Annotated in this window: 21 protein-coding genes and 1 tRNA gene; 12 read left to right on the forward strand and 10 right to left on the reverse strand. The window is 67.7% G+C overall.

The features are described 5' to 3' along the window. Positions 1-336: 336 nt before the first annotated feature. The 4 genes from AC4D14_RS01405 (at position 337) to AC4D14_RS01420 (ending at position 3,927) form a co-directional block, all read left to right on the forward strand. The gene (locus AC4D14_RS01405; RefSeq protein ID WP_490899798.1) at positions 337-2,505 is read left to right on the forward strand and encodes a copper-translocating P-type ATPase; all 2,169 of its coding nucleotides are present in this window, start codon (positions 337-339) and stop codon (positions 2,503-2,505) included. Between the two features lie 136 nt (positions 2,506-2,641). Next, positions 2,642-2,821 (forward strand): YegP family protein, encoded by a 180-nt coding sequence (locus tag AC4D14_RS01410; protein WP_490899800.1) that lies wholly within the window; start codon positions 2,642-2,644, stop codon positions 2,819-2,821. A gap of 247 nt (positions 2,822-3,068) precedes the next feature. After that, the gene (locus AC4D14_RS01415) at positions 3,069-3,386 is read left to right on the forward strand and encodes a hypothetical protein (RefSeq protein ID WP_490899802.1); all 318 of its coding nucleotides are present in this window, start codon (positions 3,069-3,071) and stop codon (positions 3,384-3,386) included. A 97-nt stretch (positions 3,387-3,483) separates the two neighbouring features. Next, positions 3,484-3,927 carry a universal stress protein gene (locus AC4D14_RS01420; RefSeq protein WP_490899803.1) on the forward strand — a complete coding sequence of 148 codons (444 nt, stop codon included), beginning with the start codon at positions 3,484-3,486 and terminating at the stop codon, positions 3,925-3,927. A 4-nt stretch (positions 3,928-3,931) separates the two neighbouring features. On the opposite strand, the gene AC4D14_RS01425 is transcribed toward AC4D14_RS01420, so the two are convergent. Next, positions 3,932-4,372 (reverse strand): pyridoxamine 5'-phosphate oxidase family protein, encoded by a 441-nt coding sequence (locus tag AC4D14_RS01425; RefSeq protein ID WP_490899804.1) that lies wholly within the window; start codon positions 4,370-4,372, stop codon positions 3,932-3,934. A gap of 158 nt (positions 4,373-4,530) precedes the next feature. Between AC4D14_RS01425 and AC4D14_RS01430 the strand changes: the two genes are divergently transcribed. After that, complete coding sequence (locus AC4D14_RS01430; protein WP_490899805.1) at positions 4,531-6,228, forward strand: GAF domain-containing sensor histidine kinase; 1,698 nt, start codon at positions 4,531-4,533, stop codon at positions 6,226-6,228. A gap of 5 nt (positions 6,229-6,233) precedes the next feature. On the opposite strand, the gene AC4D14_RS01435 is transcribed toward AC4D14_RS01430, so the two are convergent. Then, positions 6,234-6,917 carry a response regulator gene (locus tag AC4D14_RS01435; protein WP_490899806.1) on the reverse strand — a complete coding sequence of 228 codons (684 nt, stop codon included), beginning with the start codon at positions 6,915-6,917 and terminating at the stop codon, positions 6,234-6,236. 381 nt (positions 6,918-7,298) lie between these two features. Here AC4D14_RS01435 and AC4D14_RS01440 point away from each other — a divergent pair, with 381 nt between their 5' ends. Then, entirely contained in the window at positions 7,299-8,189 is an 891-nt protein-coding gene (locus AC4D14_RS01440) for a universal stress protein (RefSeq protein ID WP_490899807.1), read from the forward strand. A 114-nt stretch (positions 8,190-8,303) separates the two neighbouring features. Here the strand turns inward: AC4D14_RS01440 and AC4D14_RS01445 are convergent, their stop codons facing one another. After that, entirely contained in the window at positions 8,304-8,768 is a 465-nt protein-coding gene (locus AC4D14_RS01445; RefSeq protein WP_490899808.1) for a DUF4383 domain-containing protein, read from the reverse strand. A 152-nt stretch (positions 8,769-8,920) separates the two neighbouring features. Between AC4D14_RS01445 and AC4D14_RS01450 the strand changes: the two genes are divergently transcribed. Then, positions 8,921-9,184: a DUF6221 family protein gene (locus tag AC4D14_RS01450; RefSeq protein WP_490899809.1), complete on the forward strand. Its 264-nt coding sequence runs from the start codon at positions 8,921-8,923 to the stop codon at positions 9,182-9,184. Between the two features lie 22 nt (positions 9,185-9,206). Here AC4D14_RS01450 and AC4D14_RS01455 read toward each other — a convergent pair whose 3' ends face one another. Continuing rightward, entirely contained in the window at positions 9,207-10,289 is a 1,083-nt protein-coding gene (locus tag AC4D14_RS01455; RefSeq protein ID WP_490899810.1) for a PLP-dependent cysteine synthase family protein, read from the reverse strand. A 103-nt stretch (positions 10,290-10,392) separates the two neighbouring features. Here AC4D14_RS01455 and AC4D14_RS01460 point away from each other — a divergent pair, with 103 nt between their 5' ends. After that, positions 10,393-11,226, forward strand: coding sequence for a sulfurtransferase (locus AC4D14_RS01460; protein ID WP_490899811.1), 834 nt, complete (start codon positions 10,393-10,395; stop codon positions 11,224-11,226). A 151-nt stretch (positions 11,227-11,377) separates the two neighbouring features. Next, positions 11,378-11,803 (forward strand): HIT family protein, encoded by a 426-nt coding sequence (locus AC4D14_RS01465; RefSeq protein ID WP_490899812.1) that lies wholly within the window; start codon positions 11,378-11,380, stop codon positions 11,801-11,803. Here AC4D14_RS01465 and hrpA read toward each other — a convergent pair. Together hrpA and AC4D14_RS01475 are read right to left on the reverse strand one after the other, a co-directional pair. Further along, entirely contained in the window at positions 11,800-15,768 is a 3,969-nt protein-coding gene (gene hrpA / locus AC4D14_RS01470; RefSeq protein WP_490899813.1) for an ATP-dependent RNA helicase HrpA, read from the reverse strand. The two genes, AC4D14_RS01465 and hrpA, sit on opposite strands and share 4 nt — an antisense overlap. A 142-nt stretch (positions 15,769-15,910) precedes the next feature. Then, complete coding sequence (locus AC4D14_RS01475; RefSeq protein WP_490899814.1) at positions 15,911-16,888, reverse strand: helix-turn-helix transcriptional regulator; 978 nt, start codon at positions 16,886-16,888, stop codon at positions 15,911-15,913. Positions 16,889-16,981: 93 nt separating this feature from the next. On the opposite strand from AC4D14_RS01475, the gene AC4D14_RS01480 reads away from it, so the two are divergent. Next, positions 16,982-17,614 carry a DJ-1/PfpI family protein gene (locus tag AC4D14_RS01480; RefSeq protein WP_490899815.1) on the forward strand — a complete coding sequence of 211 codons (633 nt, stop codon included), beginning with the start codon at positions 16,982-16,984 and terminating at the stop codon, positions 17,612-17,614. Then, entirely contained in the window at positions 17,611-18,177 is a 567-nt protein-coding gene (locus AC4D14_RS01485) for a DinB family protein (RefSeq protein WP_490899816.1), read from the forward strand. The genes AC4D14_RS01480 and AC4D14_RS01485 overlap by 4 nt, the downstream gene beginning before the upstream one ends. Positions 18,178-18,258: 81 nt before the next feature. On the opposite strand, the gene AC4D14_RS01490 is transcribed toward AC4D14_RS01485, so the two are convergent. The 4 genes from AC4D14_RS01490 to AC4D14_RS01505 all read right to left on the reverse strand — a co-directional run bounded on the left by AC4D14_RS01490 (position 18,259) and on the right by AC4D14_RS01505 (position 21,437). Beyond that, positions 18,259-18,331 (reverse strand) — tRNA-Arg (locus AC4D14_RS01490). A gap of 158 nt (positions 18,332-18,489) precedes the next feature. Continuing rightward, positions 18,490-20,001 (reverse strand): FAD-dependent oxidoreductase, encoded by a 1,512-nt coding sequence (locus tag AC4D14_RS01495; protein WP_490899817.1) that lies wholly within the window; start codon positions 19,999-20,001, stop codon positions 18,490-18,492. Next, the gene (locus AC4D14_RS01500; RefSeq protein ID WP_490899818.1) at positions 19,995-20,867 is read right to left on the reverse strand and encodes an FAD:protein FMN transferase; all 873 of its coding nucleotides are present in this window, start codon (positions 20,865-20,867) and stop codon (positions 19,995-19,997) included. The genes AC4D14_RS01495 and AC4D14_RS01500 overlap by 7 nt, the downstream gene beginning before the upstream one ends. Before the next feature lie 9 nt (positions 20,868-20,876). Continuing rightward, complete coding sequence (locus AC4D14_RS01505; RefSeq protein WP_490899819.1) at positions 20,877-21,437, reverse strand: hypothetical protein; 561 nt, start codon at positions 21,435-21,437, stop codon at positions 20,877-20,879. A gap of 229 nt (positions 21,438-21,666) precedes the next feature. On the opposite strand from AC4D14_RS01505, the gene argS reads away from it, so the two are divergent. Next, positions 21,667-23,316 carry an arginine--tRNA ligase gene (gene argS, locus AC4D14_RS01510; RefSeq protein ID WP_490899820.1) on the forward strand — a complete coding sequence of 550 codons (1,650 nt, stop codon included), beginning with the start codon at positions 21,667-21,669 and terminating at the stop codon, positions 23,314-23,316. Positions 23,317-23,318: the final 2 nt, after the last annotated feature.

The following is a 23,318-nucleotide window of genomic DNA, read 5'->3' on the forward strand; positions in this document are numbered from 1 at the left end:
CGCCGGGCGGCCGGTGAACCCGGAAGGGTCTCTTCCCCTTGGTCCAGTTGGCTTCAATGCCGAGGTCCGGGCTGCCCAGCAGGACGGCCGTGATCTTTTCTCCTCCCGAGCCACCCCTTGACGTATACCCCTGGGGGGTATAACTTACTGGTGTTGCAGGAGGCAGTTCATCCGCGTACCGAAGGTACCGCCACGGATCGGGCTCCTCTCGTTCCCGGCGGCACACCCGCCGGTGGCACTACATCCGCCGGATACGCCGCAGCGGCGAAGGCAGGCCGCCAGGTGTCCAGATCCTGGCAAGGCGCGGCACCGTCGAGGTGCCTGGAGGAGAAGACAATGAAAAACCGCGAACGGCAGGCCGCAGACCTCGAGCCCGCAGCCCGGGGGAGCGCCGCCCATGACCACGGGCAGCCCGTGCCCCACGCGCACGCCCATTCCACCCGTCCCGGGCAGGAGCACCCGGGGAACCGTCAGATGGCCGATGATGACCATCAGGTCCACTCCTCCGGTCAGCACGCCGGGCATTCGACCGCCATGTTCCGCGACCGGTTCTGGCTCAGCCTGGCCCTCGCCGTGCCGGTGGTGGGATTCAGCCCCATGTTCGCCATGCTCCTTGGCTACATGCCGCCCGTATTCCCGGGGTCGGCATGGATCTCGCCGGTCCTCGGAACCGCAATATTCATCTACGGAGGAACTCCCTTCCTGAAGGGCGGCCTGGCGGAACTGAAGTCCCGGCAACCCGGGATGATGCTGCTGATCGCCATGGCCATCACCGTCGCGTTCGGCGCGTCGTGGGTCACCACCCTGGGAATCGGGGGCTTCGATCTCGACTTCTGGTGGGAACTCGCCCTGCTGATCGTCATCATGCTCCTCGGCCACTGGATGGAAATGCGCGCCCTCGGTTCGGCCGCCGGCGCCCTCGATGCCCTGGCCGCGCTGCTCCCCGACGAAGCCGAGAAAGTTGCCGGAACCGGGATCCAAACCGTCCCGGTGGCGTCCCTTTCCGCGGGCGACGTCGTGCTTGTGCGTTCGGGCGCGCGGGTTCCGGCTGACGGCGAGGTCATCGACGGTGCCGCGGAATTCGATGAGTCGATGATCACCGGTGAATCCCGCGCAGTCCTCCGCCGTGCCGGGGACACCGTTGTGGCAGGAACGGTGGCCACCGACAACGCCGTGCGGGTGAGGGTCACCGCCGTCGGCCCGGACACCACGCTGGCGGGGATCCAACGGCTCGTCGCCGAGGCGCAGGCCTCCTCCTCGAAGGCCCAGGCGCTGGCCGACCGCGCCGCTGCCCTGCTGTTCTACTTCGCCCTGGGCGCCGGGATCCTGACGTTTGTCGCCTGGCTGGCCCTGGGCAGTCCGGACGACGCCGTCACCCGGACGGTGACCGTCCTGGTCATCGCCTGCCCGCACGCACTGGGCCTTGCCATCCCCCTGGTGATCGCCATCTCCACCGAACGCGCCGCGCGGGCCGGGGTGCTGATCAAGGACAGGCTGGCCCTGGAGCGGATGCGCACCATCGACGTCGTCCTCTTCGACAAGACCGGAACCCTTACCGAGGGACGCCACGCAGTCACCGCCGTTGCCGCCGCGGCGGGAACGGACACGGCGCAGCTGCTCGCCCTGGCGGCGGCCGCGGAGGCCGACAGCGAACACCCGGTGGCCCGCGCAATCGTCGCCGCGGCCGCCGAGGATCCCGCCGCCGCCCAGTTCGCCTACCGGGGAACGGGCTTCTCATCGATGACCGGGCGCGGCGTGAGGGCTGTCGTCGACGGATCGGAGATCTCCGTCGGGGGACCGAACCTGCTGCGGGAGCTTTCCCTGCAAACACCGCCGGACATCGCGGAAACGGTGCGGGCTTGGACCAGCAGGGGCGCAGCGGTGCTGCACGTGGTACGCGGCCGCACCGTCATCGGTGCGCTCCGGCTTGAGGACCGCATCCGCGATGAATCACGCATCGCGGTGAAGGCGCTGAAGGAACGGGGGGTGAAGGTCGCAATGATCACCGGCGATGCCCGGCAGGTCGCGGACGGCGTCGCCGGTGAGCTGGGCATCGATGAGGTCTTCGCCGAGGTCCTCCCGCAGGACAAGGACACCAAGGTCGCGGAGCTGCAGGCGCGCGGACTGAAGGTCGCTATGGTCGGTGACGGCGTGAATGACGCCCCTGCCCTGGCCCGTGCCGAGGTTGGCATCGCCATCGGTGCGGGCACCGATGTCGCAATCGAGTCGGCGGGCGTTGTCCTCGCCGGGAACGATCCCCGCAGTGTGCTGTCGGCGGTCGACCTGTCGCGGGCGAGCTACCGCAAGATGATCCAGAACCTCGTCTGGGCCACCGGCTACAACATCCTCGCCGTCCCCCTCGCGGCTGGAGTGCTCGCCTTCGCCGGGATCCTTCTCTCCCCGGCGGCCGGTGCTGTCCTCATGAGCGTCTCGACGATCGTCGTGGCATTGAACGCGCAGCTGCTGCGCCGGATCAACCTCGCACCCGAACGCTTCGGGCGCTGACCGGCAGGGAGGGCGGGAGCACAGGACTGTTCACTCCGTCCACCCGCCCCCTTGCGGTCCCGCAAGGGTTCCACGGAGTGCGGCGCCGTGGTTAAAGTCGCCCTGTAAGGATGCATGAGCGAGATTGGGGGCTGTAATGGCTGGCACGTTCGAGATATTCCGGGACGATCAGGAGCAGTTTCGGTTCCGGCTCACCGGCGACGACGGGACCACGCTCGTTACCAGCGAGGCCTACGAGGATAAAGAGACGACTGTCGCCGGGATCCACGGAATCCGCGACTGCGCATCGATGGCATTGATCACCGACCTCACGTGACCCATGGGTGCCGTCGGCACCAGAGTTGCCGGGAACGCGGCGCGGGTAAGGGACTTTCGCCCCTTACCCGCCTTGCCGATCACCGGCGACTCTGGAAGAGCGGAAGTTGTGCAGGCGTCACCTAAGGGGACAAGCAGTGAAGACAAAATTAAACGGTGGCGAGAGCACGGGCCGAGAGGGCCGGTTGTCAGTTGGGGAAAGCACGCGGGGAAGTCGCCTTGAGATCCAACGTGCGCGAAGGAAGGCGATGGACGAACACCCCTCGAACTGGGCGGCCAGAAGGCTGCGGGTGTTGGTCCGTCTTGATTCTGAGCTGCAGTCGGCACGGATCCATGTTCAGGGGACCGTGACACCCGAAAACCTGCAGGCGCTCTATGTCGTCGCGCGGAGGACCAACGCCCTGCTCGGGGGAACCGCGATCACTATTGACCTCACCGCAGCGCGGGCCGAGGACGAGGCGTTGGACCGGCTCCGCACCAGCGTGAGCGAGGGGCGTCTACCCGCCTCGATCGATCCCTTTGAGCAGGATTGTTTCCTGAACCTTCTCGAACCCGCCCCGCAATAGCCAGGGCGGTGTGACCGTACCTTGCCGCCGCGCCGAGGGCGGAGAATAATCCTGCCTAGGTGGCCGGGTACATGGCGAACGGGAGCCGGTGGAGCCAATGGCAGTCAACGAAGTAAACCGCGTCGTTGTCGGAGTTGATGGGTCAACAGCCTCGATCGAAGCGCTGCGCCTCGCGGCGCGCATCGCCCCGGGGCTCGGATCGGCTATCGAAGCCGTTGCAGTGTGGGACTATCCGGCCGAATATGCGGGGTACGTGCCGCTGGGAAGCGACAACTTCGACGAAGTCACCCAGAAGCGGCTAGAAAAGACCCTGAGGGAAGCCTTCGGAGAGGACCTTCCGCCGAACCTGAGCACATCGGTTCTCTTCGGGCGCCCTTCGAAGGTGCTCGTCAAGGCGGGCGCGGACGCGGCAATGCTGATTGTGGGCCGGCGCGGCCACGGGGGATTCCGGGGGTTGCTGCTTGGATCGGTCAGCGCGGCCTGCGTTTCGCATGCCGCATGCCCGGTGCTCGTTGTACACGAAGGCACCGAGGGAAAATAGCCCGTCAGGCGGTCCCCACGCGCCGCCCCGTCACGCTGATGGGGCGGATTCCGACGAACCGCTGCCGGAGACCGCCGGCCCATGGTTCCTCGCTGGCCCTGCCCCACAGCACTGTCAGCAGCGCCTCGTCGCTGACGGGAACGGCGGAACCCTGGGCAAGCACCGTCCACCCGGCCATCTCGGCGGCCCGGAGCTCGTCGACCTGGAATGCCGCCTTCTCCAGTGGGCCCCTGCCGATATCGCCATCCTCGGAAGTCCGGAAATAGATCCCCTGCTCATGGACAAGATAATTGACAGGGAAAATATAGATTGAGCCTTCCCGGGAGAATCCAATCCGTCCTGTGGTCTGCGTCATCAGCAGCGCCCAGCACTCATCGGCGGGCAGCTCCGTCGAAGCGTGAAGGGTCCCGGGCATCTCCCAGAATTCGTTGTCCGTTGAACTCATTATTTTTCCTCCGCGGCGGTGGTAGGGGAAGTCTGAATTCCAGACTAAACCCCCGACGGGGCCATTCACCCCGATATGATGGGATCCGTACCCGCCCCGGCCCTTTTTGATCCTCGGACCCGAAAAGTGCCGGAAGTCGACGTATTGGATGTAGCCGTATGGGCAGTTTTCAGGATCGGCCGAACGGTTCGTCCGGTGCGCCGCTGCCGCCCCGTATTGGAGAGGCGATCCCACTGCGCCAGGAGGACCTCCGGAGCCTTCTGGCAGGCTTCGCGGCGATCACCGAGGACCTCGGCCTTGAGGGCGTCCTGGAGCGCGTCATCTCCTCAGCCTGTAAACTCGTCCAGGCCCGTTACGGAGCCCTCGGTGTCATCGGGGCCGACAACTTCCTCAGTCATTTCATCACCGTGGGGCTCGAGGACGACGAGGTCCGTCGCATCGGTTCGCTGCCGGTCGGGCACGGCGTGCTGGGACAGCTCATTACCGATCCCCGCCCGCTCCGGCTGACCGATCTCCGGCAGCATCCCGCCGCCTACGGCTTCCCCGACCACCACCCTCAGATGGGCTCGTTCCTCGGCGTGCCCATCCGGGTCAAGAACTCAACGTTCGGCAATCTGTACCTCACCGAGAAACGCGGGGGCGGTGACTTCACGCCGGCCGATGAGGAGCTTGTGAAGGCCCTTGCCGCAGCGGCCGGTGCCGCCATCGAGAACGCAAGCCTCTTCGATGAGTCCCGTCGGCGCAGCAGGTGGCTCGAAGCCGGAATGGACACCGTGCGCGAGTTGGTCGGCACAACGGAGGATCCGGGCCTTGACGGCCTTGATCTGGTCGCGGGCAGGGCGGCCGACGTCGCCGGGGCGGACCTCGCGCTGGTCGCCGTGCAGGGAATCTCCGGCAACGCCCTGTTCTGCGCCGCCGCGGCCGGCCCCTCCGCCGCCCACGTCGCCGGGCAGGAGCTGGCGGTGACGGACGAGGTGCTGAGCCTGCTCGACGGCACGGGACCGGCCCTGCTGGCCGGGGTGGCGCGGGTTTTCGCGCCCACCTCCGGGCTTCTCCTCGAGTACTTCGATTCAACGCTTGCGGTGCGCCTCTCGGACAGCGAAGGGGAGCCGCGCATCCTGATCCTCCTGCGCTCCCGCGGCTCGGCACCTTTCACTGCCGGTGACGCCACGATGAGCACCATCTACTCCTCGCACGTCGCCCTTGCCCTCGAGCTCGTCAAGGCACACCGGCTTCGGGAACAGCAGGCCGTCTTCGGGGACCGCGACCGGATCGCGCGGGACCTCCACGACCTCGTCATCCAGCGCCTCTTCGCCGCCGGACTGAGAATCCAGGGCCTGCGGCGGTTCGTCACCGATCCCGGACCCCTCCAACGCATCGACGAGGTGACCGGAGAGCTCGATGAGACGATCCGGGAGCTCCGTGACACCATCTACTCCCTCAGGAGTGTTCCCCAGGCGGGCACGAGCCTGAGTGCCCGCATCCTCAAGCTTGTCGAGGAGTGTGCAACAATCCTGCCCTTCAACCCGGTGGTGCAGCTGTCCGGCCCCGTCGACACCGCCGTCGCGGAGGACATCGCCGACCACCTCATGGCGGTGATCTCCGAAGGACTGAGCAACGCCGTCCGGCATGCCGGCGCCTCGTCGATCGGCATCTCCGTCGACGTCCTTCCCTCGGAGGTCCACCTGAGCATCACCGACGACGGCCGCGGGATCGCCCCGGGGGCCAAACGCAGCGGAATGAACAACATGCAGCGGCGGGCGGAGCTGTGCGACGGCCACTTCCGGGTGCACAGCGTGGCCGGGCGCGGCACCCGCCTCGACTGGATAGTCCCCGCCCAGCGCGATCTGGGGTAGCCCGGTCAGGGTTGGGGGGAGTTCCTGCCGGTCGCAATGAAAACCGCGGCCTGGGTCCTTCGCTGGAAGCCGAGCTTTGCGAGCATCGAGGAGACGTAATTCTTCACCGTTTTCTCGGCGAGGAACATCGTCTGTCCGATCTCCTTATTGGTCAGGCCCTCGCCGATGTACTGGAGCACCTTCTTCTCCTGGGCGGTGAGCGAATCGAGCCGTGCATCCTCCTGTCCAGCCCGCCCGAGCCCGGCGATGATGTCCGCCCGGACGGCGGGATCGAAGAGCGATTTGCCTGAAGCCGCGTGGCGGATCTTCACGATCAGGTCGGTGCTCAGCACTTCCTTCAGGACATACCCGGCCGCACCCGCGAGCACCGCCCCGCGCACCGCCTGATCATCGTCATAGCTGGTCAGGATCAGGCACTGGAGCGAGCTGTCGGCCGACCGGACGTTCCTGCACACCTCGATCCCGGTGCCGTCCGGCAGCCGCGCATCGAGTATCGAGACATCGGGTGCGAGCGCGGGAATCCGGCGGGAAGCGTCTTCCGCCGACGCCGACTCGCCGACGACGATGAATCCCTCGCCCTCGAGGAGGTCCCTCAATCCACGCCGCACGAGTTCGTGGTCATCAACGATGAAAACTGTTGCCGCTTGACGCCCGGCTTCGGGCGCGCGTGCCACCTCAGGACCGCTCACTTCCGCCTCCCTTGGGTGCGTGACCGTCTTTCCTCGGCGTCCTGCCAAACGTCTTCCCCAAAGGCGTCCCCATGAACGTCTTCCCCCCATGATCCAGCGTCGAGGGCACATTTGTCAGGGCCGAAAGTCCGTGACGTCCGGCTTCGTGGATTCCCCGTCCGGTCTTCCGCGCATGGACGCGGTGCTGGACAATCGATTGATCGGCGGGTATGGACAAGGGAGGACTAAAGACCCTTACCGCGGGGCGCGGTGCAAACGAGGCTGGGAAGACCAGGAGCAGCGGCACGCGAGGACCCGCATGCCGGGTGCCACGGCGTATGAGGAGGCAGGCATGGTCGCAGGTTCCGATCCGGGGGTACGCGTGCCGGAAGCAGGTCCCCGGTGAGCTCCGGGAAGAAGCCGGTCGTTGTTGGATATGACGGTTCCGAGGAGGCCACGAAGGCGGTGGCCTGGGCCGCTCGCCGCGCGCTGCACAGCGGGAGCAAACTCCTTGTCGTCCACTGCTGGATCTGGCCGCTGTTCACGCATGACCTCGGGCCGGTGGACGGCGTCGAGGGCAGCGGGCTGAAGAACGCTGCCTTGGCGGCGCTTGAGGAGGGCCGGAAGGTGGCTCTGGCCGCGGCACCGGGCGTTGAGGTTGAGGCCCGCCTTGAGACGGGTTACCCTGCGGCGATTCTGACGCGCCTGTCGGCCGACGCCTCGATGGTTGTCACAGGAAGCCGCGGGCTGGGCGGTTTTCTCGGGCTCCTCGTGGGATCGGTGAGCCTTCACCTCGCGTCCTCGGCCGGCTGCCCCGTGGCGGTGATCCGCGGTGCCGAGTCCGGCGGCGACTCAGTGCTCGCCGCCGTCGACGGTTCGGCCTCGAGCCGGGAGGCACTCCTCCTCGCCTGTCAGCTCGCCACCGAGGAAGGAATCGACCTGCAGCTGGTCCATGTCAGCCAGGATCTCCCTGCACTGCGGTTCCACCGCCACCAGGCCACGCCCGGCGGCGAAACGGTGCTTCAGGATGCGGCGGCGCTGGCCCGCGAACGGGCCCCGGACCTGAATGTGAAGGAAACGCAGCTTGCCGGACGCTCCGTCGCCGGCAAGCTCGTTGCCCTCGCTGCGGATGCGGCGTGCCTCGTCCTCGGCGCCCGGGGCGCTGACGGCCTCGCCGTGCGCCTGGGGTCCACCGTGCATGCCGTGCTCCACCATTCGAAGGCGAACGTGATCATCTGGCGGCCCTACGAGGCGGTGCCCGCCGCCGGCAAGCGGACCGAGCCCGGGGCGTGAGCCTGCCGCGGATGCCGCCGGTGGGGGCAGGGCAGCGTCTTGTCGTGGGGACCGCCCACAGAAAAGGGGAGGCCCGGTACGGCCTCCCCTTTTCATCCGCCCCAGTGGAAGGGATTAGACGCGGTTCGCAGCGCGCTTCTTGCCAAGCACGAGCGCCAGGGCGATCATGCCGATCCCGAGGAGAAGGTGCAGCCAGTTGTCGGCCGCGTTCAGCGGAACGAAGTTACCGGCCGACTCCTGGTCGATGACCAGTCCGTAGATCCACAGCACGAGGTAGATGATTCCACCGACGAGCAGGAAGGAGCGGGCCCCCGAAATGCTGCGCGACATAGCCACACCGGCTGCCCCGAAGAGCAGGTGGACGACGTTGTGGAGCACGGAAACCTGGAAAAGTCCGAGCAACATGGCACCCGAGTGGTGTCCGGCAACGGCCAACTGGTCATACTGGGAAGTAATCCCCGGAACGAAGCCGAGGATGCCGACAAGAAGGAAGACGATTCCGACCGCGAGTGCGGCCTTCTGCACGGCGGTCTTTTCCCCCGACCGGGTAGGCGCCTGCGAATGCTGTGATGTTGCCATTGTTTTCTCCTGATGGTGCGTGATGAAAGTTATGCCGTCCGGATTGCGTTAATCCGGGCACATGGCATATTCGCCGCACCTCCCGCCGCGGATGGGGAGAAATAGGAAACCGCCTATGAAACTGCGACAAGTCGGTTCGGGAGGGTTCGACATTGAGTGATCTCATCGATTTCCTCCTTGCACGCATCGCCGACGATGAAGAGAATGTGCACTCGTGGTGGCACGTCCAATCGGTGCCGGTGCTCGACCGTGCCCTCGCCGAATGCGAGGCCAAGCGCCTGATGGTGGCGCACTACCAGCGCGTTGACTGGGCGAAGGTGCCGGCAGACCAGCAGGACTACATGGGGGTGTTCCTCCGGCTCATGGCCCTGCCGTATGCCGGCCATCCTGAATACCGGAGGGAGTGGCGCCCGTAGGCCCCGAGCGCCGCCGGCGGCTTCACTCCGACCAGCGCCCGGTCGCGAAGAACCCGTCGAGGACCTCCTGGTAGGGAGCCGGATCGAGTCCGTGTCCGGCGAGCCACTCCCCGTCCTCGTAGGAGCGCGCGTAGCGGTCCCCGGAATCGCACATGATGGAGACGATGCTTCCCGCGCGTCCCTCCGCGGCAAGGGACGCGGCGAGCTGCCATACCCCCCAGAGATTCGTCCCGGTCGATGGTCCCGCATGGACACCGGTGAGCTTGCGCAGGTGCCGTGCGGCGGCAATGGACGCAGCATCGGGGACCTGGATCATCGCATCGATCACGCCGGGAATGAAGCTTGGCTCGCGGCGCGGGCGCCCGATTCCCTCGATGCGCGAGGGCAGCCCCGTGGCCGGTGCCGTCGGATCCTTCCACGCGGGATAGAACGCCGAATTTTCCGGGTCGACAACCGCAAGCCGCGTGGGATGGCGGTTGTATCTGATGTACCGGCCGATCGTTGCGCTGGTTCCTCCGGTTCCCGCGCCAACAACGACCCATTCGGGCACCGGGTGCGGTTCGAGTGCGAGCTGGCCGAAGATCGACTCGGCGATGTTGTTGTTGCCCCGCCAGTCGGTTGCACGTTCGGCGTAGGTGAACTGGTCAAGGTAGTGGCCGCCGGTCTCGCCGGCGATCCGCTCGGCCGCTGCGTACACCTCTGAGGCGTGGTCGACGAAACGGCAGGTGCCGCCGTACTGCTTGATCAACGCGATCTTCTCAGGGCTGGTGGTGCCCGTCATCACGGAGATGAACGGCAGGCCGAGCAGGCGCGCGAAGTATGCCTCCGATACGGCGGTGGAGCCGCTTGAGGCCTCGACTATCGTCGTTCCCTCGGTGATCCAGCCGTTGACGAGTCCGAACAGGAAGAGCGAGCGCGCAAGCCTGTGCTTCAGGCTGCCCGTCGCGTGCGTCGACTCGTCCTTGAGGTAGACCTGCACCCCCCACCGGCTGGGCAGGGGAACGGAGATGAGATGCGTATCGGCGGACCTGTTGTTCTCCGCCTCAATGCGGCGGATTGCCTCCTCGGTCCAGGCGCGGCCGGATGAGGCCGGGTAGGTGATCATTCCCCAAGCGTACAAGTGGACTGGAATACCTTCGGAGCCTGTGGTGGACTGGCGTGCATCGGGACCGGCGCGGCGTCGGTTCCACCTCTACAAGGAGATCTTGATGAAGACCCTGATGGACGTGCAGACGCTGCGGGACCGGATGACCTCCGGCCTGCAGACCGTTCTGCTTGATGTCCGCTGGTCCCTGGGCGATCCCCACGGCCGCGAACATTACCGCTCGGCGCATATCCCCGGCGCCTTGTACGCGGATCTTGAGGAACGGCTGTGCGCCCCAGGCGCGCCGGAGCTGGGCAGGCACCCGCTGCCCGATGCGCTGGCGCTCCAGGAGTCGGCACAGCAGTGGGGCATCAACAGCACCGACGACGTCGTCGTTGCCTACGATGACTCAGGCAACATGGCCGCCGCCCGGCTGTGGTGGCTGCTCCGGGACGCGGGGCTGGAAGCGGTCCACCTCCTCGACGGCGGGCTTGCCGCATGGCAGGCCGCGGGGTTCGAGGTGGAGGGCGGAGAGGAACAGCACTGCCTCGGCTCGGTCGAGCTGGGCACCGGCGCCATGCCCGTGATCGGCATCGACGCCGTCGCCGAGCTGCCGGCGCACGGGGTGCTCCTCGACGCCCGCGCCGTGGAGCGCTACCGGGGGGAGCATGAGCCGGTTGATCCGAAGGCCGGACACATCCCCGGCGCGCGCAGCGCGCCGACCACCGAAAATCTCCGGGGCAACAAGACCTTCCGCACCGCAGGGGAGCTCCGGGAGAGGTTTCGCCGGCTCGGTGTGACGGAGGCCGGGCGCGTGGCTGTGTACTGCGGCTCGGGCATCACGGCCGCCCACGAGATTGCCGCGCTGGAGATCGCCGGATTCTCGGCGGCACTCTATCCCGGGTCGTGGTCCCAGTGGTCCGCGCGTTCCGATCTTCCGGTGGCCACCGGAGGCTGAGCCTGCACCGCCCTGCTGCTGCCCCGGGTGGCCTCCGCCCGGGGCAACAGGTAGCGTCGAGCCCATGACCCCAGGACGTCCCTCGCCCCCGCCGCTGCGGACGGCTCTGCAGCCTCAAGGACCAGCGCATCCCCCACCCCAAGGAGACCGTGTGAGCACCCTGTTTACCCGCATCATCGAAGGCGAAATCCCCGGCCGCTTCGTCTGGAAGGACGACGACGTCGTCGCCTTCCTGACGATTGCGCCGATCACGCAGGGACACACCCTTGTGGTTCCCCGCCGTGAGATTGCGCAGTGGCTCGACGCCGACCCCTCGGCGCTCGCACGGGTGATGGAGGTGGCCCAGACGATCGGCAGGGCCCAGCAGGAGGCGTTCGGCGCCAAGCGGGTCGGGGTGTTGATCGAAGGGTACGAGGTTCCGCACCTTCACGTGCACGTCTGGCCCACGCAGAGCGCCGCCGACTTCGACGTGCACCGCGTCGACAACAACCCCGATCCCCAGCTCATGGACGCCGCCGCCGAAGACCTGCGTGCAGCCCTGCGCGCGGCGGGGCACGCAGCTAACGTCCCCGCCTAGGCGGCCCGGGCGGCCAGGGCCTCGTTCAGTGCTGCCCGGATCCGCTTCTCCGACACCGAGTAGGCCGTCCCAAGCTCCTGGGCGAACACGCTGATGCGCAGCTCTTCGAGCATCCACCGGACCTTCCGGAGGCCCGGCGGAACCCTCCGGCCTCCGGGCGCCAGCGCGGCGACTGCCTCGTCGTATTCGTCCTCGAGGCGCTGGACGGCGGCGGTGCCGGCGTTGTCCCGGGCAATGTTGACCGCCAGCTTCTCGAGGCGCAGTTCGATGCCGCGCAGGTACCGGGGCAGCTGGCTCAGCTGGGAGTATCCGGTCGCCGCGACGAATCCCGGATAGATCAGCTGCTCGAGTTGGCTCCGGATGTCGTTCAGTGCGGTGATCAGGGCAAGGCTTGTTGTGCCCTTGAGCTGCTTTGTGATCCTGCGGTGGCTTGAGAGGACCGTTTCGACGGTGGCGGTGACCGTGAACACCGTGTCGATCAGTTCGGCGCGGACATGTTCGTAGAGCGTGTTGAAGTCACCTTCGGTCCAGGGGAGCTGCTCCGGGACGAGCTTGTCGATGGCCGCGAGGGTGCAGTCCTCGATCAGCCCCGCCACGCTGCCATGGGGGTTCTGGCTGAACGTCAGCTTTTCGGTGTTGCTCAGGTGCTCGAGGACATACTTGGCGGGGCTCGGCACCCGCAGGGCAAGCAGGCGGATCACCCCGGCGCGCATCGCCTCGGCCTGCTCGGCGGGGTTGGCGAACACGCGAAGGCCAACCGCACGGGTCTCGTCGACGAGGGCCGGGTATCCCGTGACCCGGTGCCCCGAGACGCTCCGGGAGACTTCCCGCGGGATTGCCCCGAAGGTCCAGGAGACGGCGCCGGTCACCTCGGCGACGCCCGGTCCGCCGGCATCCGTTGCGCCTGTTGGCACTCCGGGCACCGGTGCTGGGGATGTGGGCGTGGAGGCGGCTGCGCTGCCGCGGCCCGCCGTGCGCTGTTTGGACGCAGCGCCCGGACGCCCGCTGGGCCGGGTGCTTGACGGCGTTGCGCCAAGGGAGGCGGCGATGGCCCGGCTGACGGCGGGGGCGAGGGAATCCTTGAGGGCGTCGAGGTCCGGTCCTTCACCGAGGATGCCCCCGGAGTCGACCACCTGGAAGTTCATTAGCAGGTGCGGCGGGAGCACCGACCAGTTCCAGGAGCCCGGCGGAATGATGTGCCCCTTGAGGCGGCGGAGGACCAGTTCGAGGGAGGGTTCGAGCTCGTCGCGTGCCGGGTCGAAGTCCGCCTCAAGGGCCGCAACGGCGGAGCGGGCGACGTCGGGGGCCGGCACGAAGTTCTTGCGCACCGGTTTGGGCAGCGACTTGATCAGCGCCGTGACAAGTTCCTCACGCAGCCCGGGAATCTGCCACCGGAACGGTCCGGCCTCCAGCTGGTTGAGGAACAGCAGGGGGATCTGGACGGTGACGCCGTCGGCTGCGCCGGGGGCGCCGGGGGAGAACTCATAGCTCAGCGGAAGTTCGAAGCCGTTCTGGCGCCAGATGGTCGGGAACGCCGACTCGTCGAGCCCGTCGGCGTCCTCGTTGAGGAGCTCGCGCGGGTCGAAGTCAAGGAGCTCCGGCGTGGCCCGGCGCGCCTGTTTCCACCAGGAGTCGAAGTGGCGTTCGGAGACGACGTCAGCCCCGATCCGCGCATCGTAGAACTCGAAGAGCGTTTCGTCGTCGACGCGGAGGTCCCTGCGGCGCAGCCGGTTCTCGAGCTCTTCAATCTCAGCGAGCCGCTCGCGGTTTCGTGCGAAGAACTTGTGGTGGGTCTTCCAGTCGCCCTCCACGAGCGCATGGCGGATGAACAGCTCGCGGGCGAGTTCCTTGTCGATCCGGCCGTAGTTGATCCGCCGCTGCGGCACGATCGGCACCCCGTAGAGGGTCACCTTCTCGTACGCCATGACCGAGCCCTGGCGGCTTGACCAGTGCGGTTCGCTGTAGCTGCGTTTGACGAGGTGCGGGGCCACCTCCTCGGCCCAGAGCGGGTCGAACCGGGCGGCGACCCGCGCCCACAGCCGCGAGGTTTCGACGAGTTCCGCGGCCATCACCCAGTCGGGGGACTTCTTGAACAGTGCCGAGCCGGGGAAGACCGCGAAGCGTGTGCCGCGGGCGCCGGCGTACTCCCGCTTGCGCTGGTCGTAGAGGCCGATGTGGCTGAGCAGCCCGGAGAGCAGGCTGATGTGGATCGCGTCGCTGTTGCCCACGGGGTCCACGGGGCCCGCCTGCAGGGTGATGCCGAGCGGTTTGGCCAGTTGGCGCAGCTGGGCGAACAGGTCCTGCCACTCGCGCACGCGCAGGTAGTTGATGAACTCGTTGCGGCACAGCTTGCGGAACTGGGTTGAGGACAGCTCCTTCTGCTGCTCCTCGAGGTACCGCCACAGGTTCAGGTACCCGGTGAAATCCGAGTTCTCGTCGAGGAAGCGCTTGTGCTTCTCGGTGGCGCTCTGCAGCTTGGCGGGCTGGTCGGCGGAGGGCCGTTCCCGGGGGTCCTGGATGGTCAGTGCCGCAGCGAGGACCATCACCTCCTTCGCGCACCCCCGGCCTCCCGCCTCGACGATCATGCGCCCGAGGCGGGGGTCGACGGGCAGCTGCGCCAGCTTGCGGCCGACGGGGGACAGGCCGCCGTCGTTGTTCAACGCGCCAAGTTCACGCAGCAGCGCCACGCCGTCGGTGATGGCCTTTGCATCGGGCGGCTCGACGAAGGGGAACTCGGCGATGTCGCGCGGGCTCTTCGTGACGCCCATGGCGGTCATCTGCAGGATCACCGCGGCAAGGCTGGTCCGCAGGATCTCCGGCTCGGTGAACGGGCGCCGGGACTCAAAGTCCTCTTCGGAGTAAAGGCGGATGGCGATGCCGTCCGAGACGCGTCCCGAGCGCCCGGAGCGCTGGTTGGCCGAGGCCTGGGAAACGCGTTCGATGGGCAGCCGCTGCACCTTGGTGCGGTGGGAGTACCGGGAGATGCGGGCGGTTCCCGTGTCGATCACGTACTTGATGCCCGGGACCGTCAGCGAGGTTTCGGCGACGTTCGTGGCGAGGACGATGCGCCGGTTGGAGCCGCCGGCGCTGAACACGCCGTGCTGTTCCTGAAGGGACAGCCGGGCGAAAAGGGGCAGCACCTCAGTGCCCCGCAGGCGCTGGGTGTTCTGGATCCGTGCCCGGAGGGCGTCGGCCGCGTCGCGGATTTCGCGCTCGCCGGAGAAGAAGACGAGGATGTCGCCCGGTGCCTCCCGGGAGAGTTCCTCGACGGCGTCGCAAACGGCGTCGACCGGGTCGCGCGCCTCCTCGAGCTCGTCGTCGGAGTCGTTGTCGCCGACGGGCTGGTCGAGGGGACGGTAGCGGATCTCAACGGGGAAGGTGCGGCCCGAGACCTCGATGATGGGCGCCGGGGCGCTGCTCTCGACGGCGGCGTCGGCGACGAAATGCGCGGCGAAGCGCTCCGGGTCGATGGTGGCCGAGGTGATGATCACCTTCAGGTCCGGGCGCTGCGGGAGGATGCGCTTCAGGTAGCCGAGGATGAAGTCGATGTTGAGGCTGCGCTCGTGGGCCTCGTCGATGATGATCGTGCTGTAGCGGCGCAGCAGCCGGTCGTGCTGGATCTCCGCCAGCAGGATGCCGTCGGTCATGATCTTGATCTTGGTGCTGCGGCCCACCTGGCCGGTGAAGCGGACCTGGTAGCCCACCTCCTCGCCGAGGTTCACGTCGAGTTCCTCGGCGATGCGTTCGGCAACCGTACGGGCGGCAAGCCTGCGGGGCTGGGTGTGCCCGATCAGCCCGTGCTCGGCGAGTCCGAGCTCAAGGCACATCTTGGGAATCTGGGTGGTCTTTCCCGAGCCGGTCTCCCCGGCGATGATCGTGACCTGGTTCGCGGCGATGGCCGCCATGATGTCCGCCCGGCGCCCTGAGACGGGGAGGTCGGCGGGGTAGGAGATTGTCAGTGTCATAGTTGCGGTTAAGTCTAGTGGTCCGCAGGCCGGGGCCATTCAAAAACGGGCCCGCCCACTCACCCGGCCTGATCGGTGGGCATATCCGGACATGCCCACCGGCCGCGGCCCGTCAGTGGGCAGGACCGCGGGCCGTCCCCCATCAAGGGGCAGGATCAGCCTCTGCCGGACTTGAAGCCCGGTCCAGGCGGGCCGCCAGCTCCTGTGCCCGGAGCCGCATCGACTCGGGCGCGAGCACCTCGAATTCGATGTTCATGGCCGCGAGGTGCACCAGCGGGTAATCGAGGGAGTCGAATCCGGCGCGGAGGATCGTCGAGTCGGGGCCGTCGGGCTCGAGCTCGGCGGTGTCGGCCGGCAGCCGCTGTTCCACCTCCGCAACGCCGGCGGAGAGGCGGATCACCGCCTCGTAGGTGTAGGGGGACCGGGTGATCGACTGCTGGACGTATTTCGCGAGGTCCGCGGCCGGGAGCGGCCGCGGGGCGAACCGGCCCCGCGGGGAGGGGATGCTGCGGCACCGGTCGACGCGGAAGGTCCGCCAGTCTTCGCGGTCGCTGTCCCAGGCCACAAGGTACCAGCGCCGGCCCGTGTCGACGAGGCGGTACGGCTCGACGATGCGCCGCGACGAAACGCCGTCGTGCCGGTCATATCGGAAGGACACACTGCGGCGCTCGGTGATCGCCGCAGAAAGGGCCGTGAGCACTGCCGGATCGACGGGGGTGCTCGCCGCGGCCATCCGCGTCACGGCCGAGCGCAGGCCGGCGAACTTCGGCCGGAGCCGGGCGGGCAGCACCTGTTCGAGTTTCGTCAGGGCACGCACCGATGCTTCGCCCACCCCGGACACAGGGCTTGCCGTCACCGCGGTCAGGCCGATCGCAACCGCCAGCGCTTCGTCGTCGTCGAGCAGCAGCGGGGGGAGCTGGGCGCCGGCCCCGAGCTGGTAGCCCCCGGCAATGCCCGGCGAGGCGGAAATGGGGTAACCGAGGGTGCGCAGTTTGCCAATGTCGCGGCGCACCGTCCGTTCGGTCACTTCAAGGCGCTGGGCAAGGGCGGGGCCGGTCCATTCCCTGCGCAGCTGGAGCAGGGACAACAGGTGCAGAAGGCGGGCCGAGGTCTCCAACATGGCTTCAACCTACCTCCCACCCCGGACAAAAGCTGTCCGCATCGCTTCCTACCCTTGGAGTGACCCGCCGGTCCGGCATCCCAGGAGGAAACGATGAGCGCCACCCTTAATGTCCTGTTGTACCTTCCCCAGGGAATGGCCGACTGGGAGGTCGGCTACGCTGCCGCCGAACTGGCCGGTGGCCAGTTCCTGCGTCCGGAGCCAACGGTACGGCTGAGCACAGCCTCGACCGACGGCCGACCGGTCCGCACGATGGGCGGCATGACGGTGACGCCGGACCAGGCGCTCGCCGACATCTCAGCGGACCAGGTCGATGCCCTGCTCCTCCCCGGCGGAACCGGCTGGGCTGACCGTGGTGCGAACACGGCTGTGCTCGACCTCGCCGCTCAGCTCAAGGACGACGGCGCTCCCGTCGCGGCGATCTGCGGCGCCGTCGACGCGCTCGCCGGAGCGGGACTTCTCAACGACGTCGCCCACACAGCGAACACCGCCGAAGGACTTGCCGAACTTCCCGGCTACGCAGGCTCGGCGCTCTATCGGGAGGAGCTCGCAGTGAGCGACGGCAGGGTGGTGACGGCCGGATCGTGGGCTCCCGTGGAGTTCGCGGCCGAGATCTTCAGGACGCTCGACGTCATGGATTCCGAGACCGTTGCGAACTGGATGCTTTTTTGGGGCAAGCGCGACGTGCGGGGGATCTACAAGCTGATGGAGGGATCGGCGCAATGATCCTCGCCAACGAACTCGCGGAACAGCTCTCGTGGCACTGGAAAAACCAGGCGCGGCCGCGGCTCGAGGGGCTCAGTGACGGGGAGTACTTCTGGGAGCCCGTTGCCGGCTGCTGGAGCGTGCGGCCGCGCGGGGAGGCGGTGGCGCCGATCAACGCAGGTTCCGGCCGGTTTGTCATCGAGTATGCGGTTCCCGAGCCGGTGCCGCCGCCGGTCACCACCATCGCCTGGCGGCTGTGCCACGTGATCGTCGGCGTGCTGGGGGAGCGGGTCGGCTCCCATTTCGGCGGCGAGCCGATCACCTACCGCAGCTTCGACTACCCGGGAACGGCCGACGCCGCCCTGGAACGCCTCGACGGACTTTACGGGCAATGGATCGGAGCCGTCTCGGCGCTTGACGATGAAGCGCTGGCCCGCCCCGTTGGCCCGGCCGAGGGGCCGTTCGCAGCCTCACCCATGCTGGCCCTTGTGCTCCACATCAACCGGGAGATGATCCACCACCTCGCCGAAGTGGCCCTGCTGCGCGATCTCTACCGCGACGGCTTCGCCCCGGAGCGCAGCTGACCGCCCCTTAAAGCGGAAACCGCCGCCGGCCCAAGGGGCCGGCGGCGGTGCGCGCCGATGATCTTTCGACCTGGCTTGTTGTGCCCTCGATAGGATTCGAACCTACGACCTTCTGCTCCGGAGGCAGACGCTCTATCCCCTGAGCTACGAAGGCATGGGACGGATTTTCTCCGTCGCCGTTAGGGACTTAATGAGCTTAGCAGGTGGAATCAGTTGAGTGGAAACGCTGCGCTGACCGGTGCCTTTCCGCACCGCAGCACCCCGCCCGAGGGCCGGTTCGCAGTGTCAGTACCCCTCCATCAGTAACCCACATCAGTAACCCAGGAACGCGTCGGTTGAGACCTTGCCGCCGCCCGCCCCGCGGACCGCTGACTTGAAGGAGGAGAGGAACCGCGGAGAGCCGGAGGCGTAGATCTTCCGCGCCCGCAGGTCAGGCACCTCGGCGCCCAGCGCTTCAGGCGTCGGGCGTCTCGTTCCCGCGTACCGCCAGCGCGGCGGAAGGCCGCCCGCGGGCTGCCGGTCGGCGAAGAGCACAACCGGGACGCCAAGCGCCTCAAGTTCGGCCAGGTAGGCGATCTCCTCGGCACTGGTCACCGTATAGACGAGCACGATGTCCCGCTCCTCGGAGCGCGCCGCAAGGTCCCGCAGCTGGCTCATGAACGGTGTGATGCCGATTCCCCCGGCCGCGAGCAGCAGCGGAACACCCGGATTCCGCGGCAGCCGGAAGTCGCCCCCAACCACAGTGCCCCGGACCGTGGCCCCCTGCCTCAGCCCGAGCAGCGTCTTTTTGAAGCTGCTGCCAGGTGTTGAGACGCGCAGCCCGAGACTCAGCTCTCCGGTGTCCTGTGGCGCCGAGGTGATGCTGAAGACCCGCCGCGACCCGCGGAGGTCGGTGCGTTCGTGCGGCAGGTCGAGCTCGACGTACTGCCCCGCCCTGAACCGCACGGGGTGGGCAGGACGGAAGGAGAGTTCGGTGCTGGTGGGGGTCAGGGGGCGGCTTGAGGTGAAGGAGAGGCGGATGCCCCGGCGCTGCCCGAGCAGGAAGGCCACTGCGTTGCCGATGACGAGCGCGAACTCTGGTCCAAGCAGGACCGGGCCGATGCTGATCTGGGCGGCGAAGAGCACTGCGACGATCACGGCGATGAGCAGCTGCTGCCAGCGCAGCGGCGGCAGGGTCAACGGCTCGGAGAGCATGAACCCGGCGAGGAACAGCACCGGGTAGGAGGTGAGGACCAGGGAGGCTCCCTCAAGCGGGGAAACCCCGCCGGACACCAGCCCGGCGACGAGGAGCGCGGTGGCCAGGCCGATGAAGACGGCACCCAGCAGCAGCTTCCGCGTCCGGTACAGCAGCACCGCGGCCCCCGCGGCGACGAGGGGGAGCAGGTACGGGTTGGCAACCCACCAGCCGGCCGCCGAGACGCCGAACAGCGTGGCGGTGACCGCTCCGGCCGCGGCCGGGTTGAGGATGTGGCGGCCCCGCACGGCGATGAGGTATTTCGACGCCGCTGCCGCCAGCCCCGCCACGGCCACCCCGCCAAGGCCCTCGGCGGTCGCCGCGGGGAACATCACGAAGTAAAGGATCAGCCCGGTGATGATCGACGATTCGTTGTGCGGACGGCTGCGCAGCATCAGGGCCATGACGCGTGTGCCGCCCCACGAGGAAAGCACTGCAACACCGAGGGTTCCGCCAAGCTCGGCCGGGGTGAAGGCAAGGAGCCCGGCCGCGGAAAGGGCAAGCGAGACGGCTGCGAGAACGATCAGCAGCAGAAGGGTCAGCCGGTACATGGTGAAGCGGCCAAGAATCCGGTCGATTCTGCTCAGCATGAGAACAACGCTCCGATCAGGGAAGGAGAACAGCGGGCGCGTCCGTCGGAGAAGACCTGGACGTAGTCGAAGGTGAACTCGGCGGCAAGGACCTCGGGTTCGGCGAGGAACAGTGCGGTGGCGAGGGCATCGGCGGTCATCGCGTCGCAGGCGAGGGCCCACGTCGCAACCACTGTATCCACGCACCGGCCGGTGGCGGCGTCAACGACATGGTGGAGCCCGTCCGCCCAGGTCCTTCGGTTCGATGCCGAGGCGCACAGCGCCCGGTCCTTCAGCTCGAGCACCCCGACAGCCCGGGTGGGATCGTAGGGGTGCTCGAGGCCCACCCGCAGGGGCTTCCCGCCGCGGTGGAGCATGTCGCCGCTTGCGTCCACAACGAACTCGTCGTGTCCCTGGGCCGCAAGTAGGCCGGCAACCAGGTCAACGAGCTGCCCCTTGCCCGCCGCGCCGACGTCGAGGAGAACGGGCTCGTGCGCCGTGATCAACGTTCCCTCCCAGCCGAGGGCACTTGGCCACGCCCGTGCCGGCGCCGCGGGGCCCTTTGGAACGAAGCTGTAGCCGGCGTCGTACCCGAGATGGGCGAGGACCTCCCCGGCCAGCGGGGAGAGCGATCCTCCGGTGAGGCGGTACAGCGTCCGGAAGAGGCGGCCCAGCGGCTCGCCGTGGTCCGGCAGTTCGAGGCGGCCCCCGGACGCCGCGAGGGCGGCGACGCCCGAGTCGGTGCGGAAGCGCGAATACAGCGCGTCGTAGTCTTCGACCAGGCGGCCGATTGCCTCCCTGAGCCGGGGCTCAACGGGATGCGCGGTGTCCACCTGCCAGGACGTTCCAATCGCCTCGAAGCTGAAACTGCTCGTTTCCGACACCATGGCGGTGCGCTAGAGGCGCGCCTCACCCTTGATCTTGTCGGCGGCCTGCGCGAATCCGCCGCTGGTCAGGGACGACCCGGCAACCTTGTCGACCGCCAGGTCGTCGAGCTTCTTGCCGACGATCTGGTCCTCGATGCCGCCGCTGAACCGCGCCTGGTAGAGCTTCGCCGTCGGATTGCTCGGCATGGGCTCGGTTGCGACGGCGGTGACCACATCCTTCTCAAGGGTCAGGGTCACACCGATCTCCTCGGTTCCTCCGGGGGAGACATAGGAACCGACCGAGGTGTATTCGCCGTCCTTATACATCTGTTCCGCGGCAGCGGCGTCCGTCGATTCCCCGCCGGACGACGGCGCGGTGGAGGGAGCGGTGTCCGCAGGTGCAGTGCTCGAAGGCGCAGCATCCGCGCCGGCCGCCTCCTGGGGCTCGCTGCCGGCGCATCCTGCGGCGCCGAGCAGTGTCACCGCCGCGAGCGCGGCCAGAACCGGCCGCGATCTCCGCGCGGAAGGGCGGGCCGGGGCCGGCGCTGCTGAAGAGTCGGTCGTGGTGCGTCCGGCATTTTCGATTTTCACGATTGCTTCTCCTCAGGTTGGCGCCGGTGTCCCCGTTGGGTACCGGAAAACGCGCTCCACGTCGAGCTACCCGATGGTGCGGCTGATATGAATACCTTGAATACTACGTAGCTGACTGGTATTCGTTGCAAGGTGGCCGACGGATGGTGAAGCACCGCCGGCACATTCACTCCTGCCGCGGCCGTCACACAAAACGGCTCGCGCCCCGGCTCGCCGTTATGCTGGACACGTGACTCCTGAAGAGCTTTCCGCCGCCATATCCGCTTGCCTGAAGAACGCCATTGCCGACGGCGAATTCGACATCGAGCTGCCCACCGAGGTGCGCGTTGAGCGGCCGAAGAACCGCGAGCACGGCGACTGGGCAACAAACATCGCCCTTCAACTGTCGAAGCAGGCGGGAATGAACCCGCGGCAGTTCGCCCAGATCCTCAGTTCCCGCCTCGAGGGCATCGAGGGTGTCCGCTCCGTGGAGATCGCCGGACCTGGCTTCCTCAACATCCGCCTCGACGCCGGGGCCGCGGGCGGGCTCGCCCGCACCATCGTCGAAGCGGGCAAGGCCTACGGGACCAATTCGACCCTCGCCGGGCGGAAGATCAACCTGGAATTCGTCTCCGCCAACCCGACCGGGCCGATCCACATCGGAGGCACCCGGTGGGCCGCAGTGGGAGACGCCCTGGCCCGCATCCTGCAGTCGCAGGGCGCCGACGTCACCCGCGAGTACTACTTCAACGACCACGGCGCACAGATCGACCGCTTCGCCCGCTCCCTCTACGCGAGCGCAATGGGCCAGCCCGCGCCGGAGAACGGATACGGCGGACAGTACATCATCGACATCGCCCAGCGGGTGCTCGCCAAGGACCCCTCGATCCCCTCCCTGCCGGAGGACGAGGCGCTCGAGCAGTTCCGCGCCATCGGCGTCGACCTCATGTTCACCGACATCAAGAAGTCACTCCACGACTTCGGCGTCGACTTCGACGTGTACTTCCACGAGCGCTCCCTCTTCGAGAACAACTTCGTCGAGGGACTGCTCGACCAGCTGAAAAACTCGGGCAACCTGTTCTTCGAGGACGGCGCCTGGTGGCTGAAGTCGACCGACTTCGGCGACGACCGCGACCGCGTCGTGATCCGCTCGGACGGCACCCCTGCCTATATTGCCGGTGACATCGGCTATATGGTCAACAAGCGCCAGCGGGGCTTCGACCTGAACATCATCATGCTCGGCGCCGACCACCACGGCTACGTGGCCCGGCTCAAGGCGGCCGCCGCGGCGCTGGGGGACGACCCCGACACCATCGAAGTCATGATCGGCCAGCTCGTGAACCTCGTGAAGGAGGGCAAGCCGGTGCGCATGTCCAAGCGGTACGGCACCGTCGTCACGCTCGAGGACCTCGTGGAGGCCGTCGGTGTCGACGCCGCCCGCTACACGCTTGCGCGTTTCTCGGCGGACTCGAACATCGATATTGACCTCGACCTCCTGACCAAGCGGAGCAACGAGAACCCCGTGTTCTATGTGCAGTACGCCCACGCCCGCACCCACGCCGTCGAACGCAATGCGGTCTCGGCCGGCGTCGACACCAGCAGCTTCGACGCCGCGTCGCTCGCCCACCCCACCGAAGGCGAGCTCCTCGCCGCGCTGGGGCAGTTTCCCGGCGTGACGGCGCAGGCCGCGGCGTTCCGTGAACCGCACCGGATCGCCAGGCACCTCGAAGTCATCGCCGGAACCTACCACCGCTGGTACGACGCCTGCCGCATCTCACCGGTGGGCGAGGAACCCGTCGGTGAGGTGCACCGGAGCCGGCTCTGGCTCAATAACGCGACGCAGCAGGTGCTCGCCAACGGGCTCGGGCTGCTCGGCGTCTCGGCACCGGAGAGGATGTAGCG

The organism is Arthrobacter sp. TJ-254, assembly GCF_058269175.1.